General features: G+C 71.3%; 4 protein-coding genes and 1 pseudogene. 3 read left to right on the top strand and 2 right to left on the bottom strand.

Annotated elements, in window-relative coordinates:
• On the top strand, positions 1-560 hold a 560-nt coding region (locus AADR41_RS40340; protein ID WP_342287287.1), incomplete at its 5' end, for an AEC family transporter.
• A gap of 203 nt (positions 561-763) precedes the next feature.
• On the opposite strand, the gene AADR41_RS40335 is transcribed toward AADR41_RS40340, so the two are convergent.
• Positions 764-2,818 carry a bifunctional glycosyltransferase 87/phosphatase PAP2 family protein gene (locus AADR41_RS40335; RefSeq protein WP_342287289.1) on the bottom strand — a complete coding sequence of 685 codons (2,055 nt, stop codon included), beginning with the start codon at positions 2,816-2,818 and terminating at the stop codon, positions 764-766.
• Between the two features lie 520 nt (positions 2,819-3,338).
• Between AADR41_RS40335 and AADR41_RS40330 the strand changes: the two genes are divergently transcribed.
• Both AADR41_RS40330 and AADR41_RS40325 read left to right on the top strand, forming a co-directional pair.
• Complete coding sequence (locus AADR41_RS40330; protein WP_342287288.1) at positions 3,339-4,415, top strand: DUF2330 domain-containing protein; 1,077 nt, start codon at positions 3,339-3,341, stop codon at positions 4,413-4,415.
• A gap of 128 nt (positions 4,416-4,543) precedes the next feature.
• A pseudogene (locus AADR41_RS40325) lies at positions 4,544-5,017 on the top strand (GNAT family N-acetyltransferase); the annotation flags it as partial.
• A 169-nt stretch (positions 5,018-5,186) separates the two neighbouring features.
• On the opposite strand, the gene AADR41_RS40320 reads toward AADR41_RS40325, so the two are convergent.
• Positions 5,187-7,213, bottom strand: a 2,027-nt coding sequence (locus AADR41_RS40320; protein ID WP_342287286.1) for an MFS transporter, incomplete at its 5' end; no start/stop codon positions are given.

The raw sequence follows: 7,213 nt of genomic DNA, 5'->3' as shown, positions 1-7,213 counted from the left end.
GATCGGAAGCGGGGACCGGGACGGGGGCAAGGCCCGGCTCCGGGAGAGCCGTTGTGTTCCGGCGGATGCTGACGATGCCGGTCCGCAATCCCGTCATCATGGCCTCGCTGCTCGGGGTGGGCGTCTCCGCGCTCGGGCTGCGGCTGCCGCACGCGCTCGCCCACTCCTGCGATCTGCTCGGCGCAGCCGCCGTACCGACGGCGCTGATCACACTGGGGCTGTCCCTGAACGCCCGCCCGGCCGTCGGCGATTCGCCGGATCTCCCGGGGGACGCGGATCGTCCCGGGCGCGCGGAGGTCGTCGTGGCGGTGGCGCTCAAGACGCTGGTCCAGCCCCTGATCGCGCTGGCCGTCGGCGGCCCGCTGCTGCATCTGCCGGAGCACCAACTGCTGGCCGTGGTGCTCTGCTCGGCGCTGCCGACCGCTCAGAACGCCTTCATCTACGCCCAGCAGTACGGCCTGGACACCCGGCTGGCCCGCAATGCCGTGGTGGCCTCGACGGTGGTCTCCATGGCCACGCTCTCCGTTGCCACCTGGGCCCTGGGGGCGACCGGCTCCTGAGCTGTTCGAGTGGCGGACCCGGGCCGATGGGCGGATGCTGGTCAGGCGGCGATCCACGCCGAAGGGGTGCCAGGACGATGTGTTCGTCCCGGCATCCCTTCGGCCTCCCGGCCCTTTCGCGGCCTCCCTTGCCCTTTCGCGACCCGTCGCGGCCGTTCCCTGCCCTTGCGCAGCTCTTCCCGGCTGTTTCCCGGACCCGTGGGTCAGTGCTGCTTGCTGCCCACCACGTCGCCCGTCGCATCGCTCGTCGCATCGCCTGTCGACCTCGGAACAGGCACCGGAACCGGCCGTTCCAGGTCGTCCTGCGGCTTCGCCGCCGCCGGTACGGCCCCCGGCCGCAGCGCCCGCGGCCCCGCCAGCACATGTGCGAGCCCGAAGCCGAGCACGACCACGGCCGCCCCGCCCACCGCGTCCAGCACCCAGTGATTGGCGGTGGCGACGATCGCGGAGACCGTGAACAGCGGGTGCAGCAGCCCCAGCGCCTTCATCCACATCTTCGGGGCCAGCACGACGACGACCACACCGCACCAGAGCGACCAGCCGAAGTGCAGCGAAGGCATCGCCGCGTACTGGTTGGTCATCGCGGTCAGGCTCCCGTAGTCCGGCTTCGCGAAGTCCTGGACGCCGTGGACCGTGTCGATGAAACCGAGCCCCGGCATCAGGCGCGGCGGGGCCAGCGGGTAGAGCCAGAAGCCGACCAGCGCGAACAGCGTGGCGAAACCGATGGTGCTGCGGGCCCAGCGGTAGTCGGCGGGGCGTCGTACGTAGAGCACACCGAGGATCGTCAGCGGCACGATGAAGTGGAACGTCGTGTAGTAGTGGTCGAAGAAGCCCCGCAGCCCGCCGACGTTCACGACCGCGTGGTTGGCCCAGTGCTCGATGTCGATGTGCAGCCACTGCTCGATGGCGTGGATCTGGCGGCCGTGCTGCTCGGCCGTGGTGCGGCCGGCCGTCGCCGCCAGCCTGACGTGTGCGTACGCGGAGTACACGACCCTGATCAGGAGCAGTTCCAGCAGCAGGTTGGGCCGGCTCAGCACCCGCCGCCAGAACGGCAGCAGCGGGATACGGCTCCAGCGGGCCGGGACCGGGGCGGCGTGGTCCCTGGGGATCGGGTGCTGCCAGTACTCCGAGGTGCGCGGCAGGAACGGCACGGCGCAGGCCGCGGCGAGCGCGGCGATCAGCAGCACGTTGTCGCGCACGGGGAAGAGGACCGCCATGTTCGGCAGCAGCATCGTCCCCGGCAGCGTGATGACGAGGACCACGACCACGGGCCAGACCGGCCGGTCGGAGGCCCGCTTGCCGACCCGGCCGACCGCGGCGAGCAGCACCCACAGCAGCTGGTACTGCCAGGCGGTCGGCGAGACGGCGACGGCGACACAGCCGGTCACCGCGACGGCGAGGAGCAGCTGCCCGTCGGCCGCGTACCGGGCGGCGCGGCGCAGCCCGAGGAGACAGACGGCGGCCGCCGGCACCACGAACAGCACGATCTCCAGCGGACCGGTCGGCCCGGCCCGGAGCAGCGCACCGTGCAGCGACTGATTGGCGAGCCCGTCCGCGTTGCCGCCGAGCCCGGTGCCCGCGGCATGGTGTATCCAGTACGTCCATGAATCGCCCGGCATCACGGCCCAGGCCGACGCCGTGCAGCCGGCGAACGCGGCGCCGCCGGTCAGCGCGGCCCGCCGGCGCCCGGTCAGCCGGAGCAGTACGACGAAGAGCAGCATGGTCGGCTGGAGCGCGGCCGCCAACCCGATCAGGGTGCCCGAGGCGCGCTCTCCGCGTAACGCGAAACAGCCCAGCAGCACCAGCAGGACCGGCAGGATGCTGGTCTGCCCCAGGTGCAGCGCGGTGCGGACCGGCAACGAGAGCATCAGCAGGCTGATCGCGACGGGCGCGGCCGGCAGCGCGGCGCGGCGGGACACCGATCCGGGCAGCAATCCGGGCACAGGTCCGGACAACGATCCGGACACCGGTACAGGCAGCGCTCGGGCTGCGACAATGCCCAGCGCGGCGACGAGCAGCAGCGTGCCGGAGGTCCAGGCGACGCCCAGGCTCTGTTCCGCCATGCGGGTCAGCGGTTCCAGCACCAGCCCGGCGAACGGGGTGCCGGTGAAACGGTCGCTGTCGTACAGCGACCCCGTCACGTGCAGGACGCCGTTCTCGCCCGTCCAGGTCTCCGGGTCGGCGAGCCGTTCCCCCGACGGCTGCCGCAGCACCGCCATCTGCCGTACGGCCAGGGCGGCCACGATCAGCCAGAGCAGGGCACGGGCGGCCCCGGCCCTCGCCCCCGTCGCCACGTCTCCGCGCACACTCTGTTCCGCGTTCGCCACGCTGCGCCGGCCCTCCCGCCGTTCCGGTGCCTGCCCCTCGATCCAGGCACGCTGCTGAAACCATCCCATTACGCAATGAGATAGACACAATCCGCCCCACTAACGCATGACTGCCATTCCGCTCTTGATAGGAAAAGATGCCCAACTGGGCATTCGCCGCCTGCGCCCCGACTGCCGGCCCGGCCGCCGGTGTGCCGATCTGCCTGGCCGTCGGTCTGCCTGGCCGCCGGCGTGCCTGCGCGTCCGAGCCGCGAACCGCAACCGAAGCCGGAGCCGAAGCCGAAGCCGGAACCGGATTCACGGGCCGTACGTCCTCACCCGTGTTGTCGATCACGCTGTCGTTCACGGGGGAGTCGGACGAAACATGCGGTGCACAGGGGTGAAGCAGAGTGCGCGGGGCGTCCGGGGCGAGGGGCGCGAGTGGTTGGCGCGCGCCCTGTCGCTGCTGCTGATGCTGGTCTCGCTGCAAGTGGGGTCGCTGATCAGCCCGGCGTACGCCTGCGGCTGCGGGGCGATGGTCCCGAGCAAGGACTCCCAGGTCGCGGTGGACCGGGAGACCTCGGTGGTGGACTGGGACGGCCGCACCGAGCAGATCGTCATGCGTCTCACGGTGCGCGGAAACGCCCCGGAGGCGGCCTGGATCATGCCGGTGCCGCACCGTGCGAGCGTGGAGCTCGGTGATTCCGGCCTCTTCTCCGAACTGTCCGTCCTCACCGCACCGGAACATGTGACCAGGCATTACTTCTGGCCCCGCTCCCACGACTGGCCGTTCTCCGGCTCCGGCAATGTCGGGGACGGCGCCGCTGCTCCGTCGGCCGGGGCGCCGTCCGTCGAGGTGGTCGGCCGGGAGCGGCTCGGCCCCTTCGACGTGGCGCGGCTGGCGGCGACCGACCCCGAGGCGCTGCAGCAGTGGCTGGAGGACAACGGCTTCGACCTGCCCGACCGGCTGGCGAGCGCGCTGAAGCCCTACGTCGACCAGAAGTGGGAGTACGTCGCGATCCGCCTCGCTCCGCAGGAGGGCGGCACTGCGCTGACCGGCACCCTCGACCCGCTGCGGCTGCGCTTCGCCAGCGACCGACTGGTCTACCCGATGCGGCTGTCGAAGCTCGCCTCGACGCCGCAGCAGCTCGGCCTGTATGTCCTCGCCCCGCACCGGATGGAGCCGCGCAACTCGATCGGCGGCGATGCGCCGGAGGTGACGTACGCGGGCCGGATCGACCCCCGGTCGGTGGTGGCCGGGACGAGGGCGCTCCGGGAGCTGACGGGTGAGAGGCCGGTGTTCCTCACCGCGATCGAGCAGTCCTTCCCGCACCCGGAGCGGATCGACGGCGATCACCAGCTGCGCGCGTCCGCCGCCGACACCCCGTACCGGACCAAGGTGTACGAGAACCGGCTGCTGACCGTGGGCGGCATCCCCGCCTGGGTGCTGTCGCTGCTCGTGGCCGTGCTGGTGGCGGCCGCCGCGGTGCTGCTGGTACTGCGGGCCCGGCGACGGCGTGCCGTGCCGCCTCCCGTACCGGTGGGTTGAGCGCCGGGATCCGAACACTTGCGTACGGGGTGAGGTGGCGGGCGCCGGGCGACACCCGCGCACGGGTGACGGCCGGCGCCCGCCAAATCGTTGGTCCCCTCGACCGTGTGCGGGTCAGAATGGCCGGCATGACCTGGATGCTGGCCCCCGAACCGTTCGACTCCCCCGACGCCGCATGCCTGCGCCGCGACTACTACGACGAGGTCGCCAGCCGCTACTGGGACCGGCCCGCCACCGCCGAGGAGATCGACCAGGGGCTCACCGACGACGGGGCCGACCGGCTCGTCCGGCCCACCGGTGAGTTCGTCGTCGGCCGCTTCGACGGGAAGCCCGCGGCCTGCGCCGGACTGCTGATGGTGGACGCGGACACCGCAGAGGTGACCCGGGTCTTCGTACGTCCCGAACACCGCGGCACCGGCGGCGGCGGACTGCTCCTGGCGGCCGTCGAGAACGCGGCCCGCGCCCTGGGCGTGCGCACGCTCCGGCTCGACACCCGCAACGACCTGGTCGAGGCGCGGGGGCTGTACGCCAAGCACGGCTATCGGGAGGTCCCGGCGTTCCACCGGCGGCAGTACGCGGAGCACTGGTTCGCGAAGGAGCTGAGCACGGAGCCGAACGCGGAGGCGAACGCGGGGGCGAGCGTGGAGCCGAACGCGGGGGCGAACGCGGGGGCGAGCGTGAAGCCAAGCGCAGAGGCCGGCGCGATGCCGAGCCCGGGGCCGAACGCGGAGGCGTACGGCTCGTACTCGTAGGGGTGCGGAGTTCGCGGGTTCAGGCCGCGTGGTCCCGTTTCGGCTCGGGACTGTGCGGCCGTTCCCTGCTCGACCCGTTCGTCTCCGCGGTCAGCTCCTCCACGAGCCTGACCAGGTCGGTCGGACGGTCCGGGCCCCACCAGTCCCCCAGCAGTTCGGCCATGGACGCCTCGCGGGCCTCCGCGAGCTTCACCACCGCTTCCGAGCCGGCCTCGGTGAGCACCAGCTGTACGCCCTCGCGCCGGACCAGCCCGCGTTCCTCAAGCTGCCGGGCCGCCTCGCTGATCACCCGCAGCGGCACCGGGGCGATGTCGGCGAGCCGGCCCGGTTCGACCGTGCCGTGCCGTTTGATCCGCAGCAGCATCCAGCTCGCCGCGGGCAGCAGGTCGTAGCCCGCCCGCTCGGTGATCTTCACATAGACCTCGCGACGCCCCGCGCGCGTGGCGAGCACCGAGAGTGCGCGGGCGCATTCGTCGTACGAGGACCGCTCCACCGGGTTCGACGCCAGGGTCTCGGTGGGCTCCGGAGCGGTCACCGAGCCGCGCAGCCTGTCCTCCTTGAGGAACCAGGCGAAGACGAAGGCGACGAGCACGACGGGAGCCGCGTACAGGAACACGTCCGTGATCGACGTCGCGTACGCGTGCAGTACCGCCGGCCGCAACGCGGGCGGCAGTTGCCCGATGGCACGCGGATCGGAGGCCAGCCCCTGCACACCGGCGCCGGGGGGCAGCGAGTGGCCGGCGAGTGCGGCGGCCAGCTTGTCGGTGAGCCGGTTGGTGAAGATCGTGCCGAAGACCGCGACACCGAACGAGGCACCGATGGAACGGAAGAAGGTGGCGCCGGAGGTGGCGACGCCGAGATCCTCGTACGTGACGGCGTTCTGCACGACCAGCACCAGGACCTGCATCACCAGGCCGAGCCCCGCACCGAAGACGAAGAAGTAGCTGCTCATCACCCAGGTGCTGCTGGTCTCCGTGAGCCGGTGCAGCAGCAGGAGTCCGATCGCGGTGAGGCCGGTGCCGGCGATCGGGAAGACCTTCCAGCGGCCGGTGCGGCTGACGATCTGCCCGGACGCGGTCGAGGTGACGAGCAGACCCAGCACCATCGGGAGCATGTGCACACCGGACATCGTCGGCGAGATGCCGTGCACCACCTGGAGGAAGGTCGGCAGGTAGGTCATCGCACCGAACATCGCGAAGCCGACGACGAAGCTGATGACGGCGACAAGGGTGAAGGTCCTGATCCGGAAGAGCTTCAGCGGGATGACGGGTTCGGCGGCCCGGCGCTCCACCTGCACGAAAGCGATCAGCAACAGGACGCTCAGCACGGAGAGACCGATGATCTGTGCCGAGCCCCAGGCCCAGGTGGTGCCGCCGAGCGAGGCGACGAGAACCATGCAGGTGGCGACGGAGGCGATGAGGAAGGTGCCGAGATAGTCGATGGTGTGCTTCGTGGCGCGGACCGGGATGTGCAGCACGGCGGCGATCACCAGAAGCGCCGCGACACCGATCGGCAGGTTGATGTAGAAGACCCACCGCCAGCTGAGGTGCTCGGTGAACAGCCCGCCGAGCAACGGCCCGAGGACGCTCGTCGCGCCGAAGACCGCGCCGAACAGGCCCTGGTACTTGCCTCGTTCGCGCGGCGCGACGATGTCGCCGACGATCGCCATGGAGAGCACCATGAGCCCGCCGCCGCCGAGACCCTGAAGGGCCCTGAAGCCGATGAGCTGCGGCATGTTCTGGGCGATGCCGCAGAGCGCCGAGCCGATGAGGAAGATGACGATGGCGGCCTGGAAGAGCTTCTTGCGGCCGTACTGGTCACCGAGCTTGCCCCAGAGCGGGGTCGCGGCGGTCGACGCCAGCAGATAGGCCGTGACCACCCAGGAGAGATGCTCCAGCCCGCCGAGGTCGCTGACGATGGTCGGCAGTGCGGTGGAGACGATGGTCTGATCGAGTGCGGCCAGGAGCATGCCGAGGAGCAGTGCACCGATGGCCACCAGGACCGACCGCGTGGAACGCTCTTCGCCGGGGGCCGGGGTCGGGGCCG

The organism is Streptomyces sp. CLV115, assembly GCF_038448545.1.
GTDB lineage: Bacteria > Actinomycetota > Actinomycetes > Streptomycetales > Streptomycetaceae > Streptomyces > Streptomyces sanglieri.
This window is presented reverse-complemented; position numbering and strand designations above follow the sequence as displayed.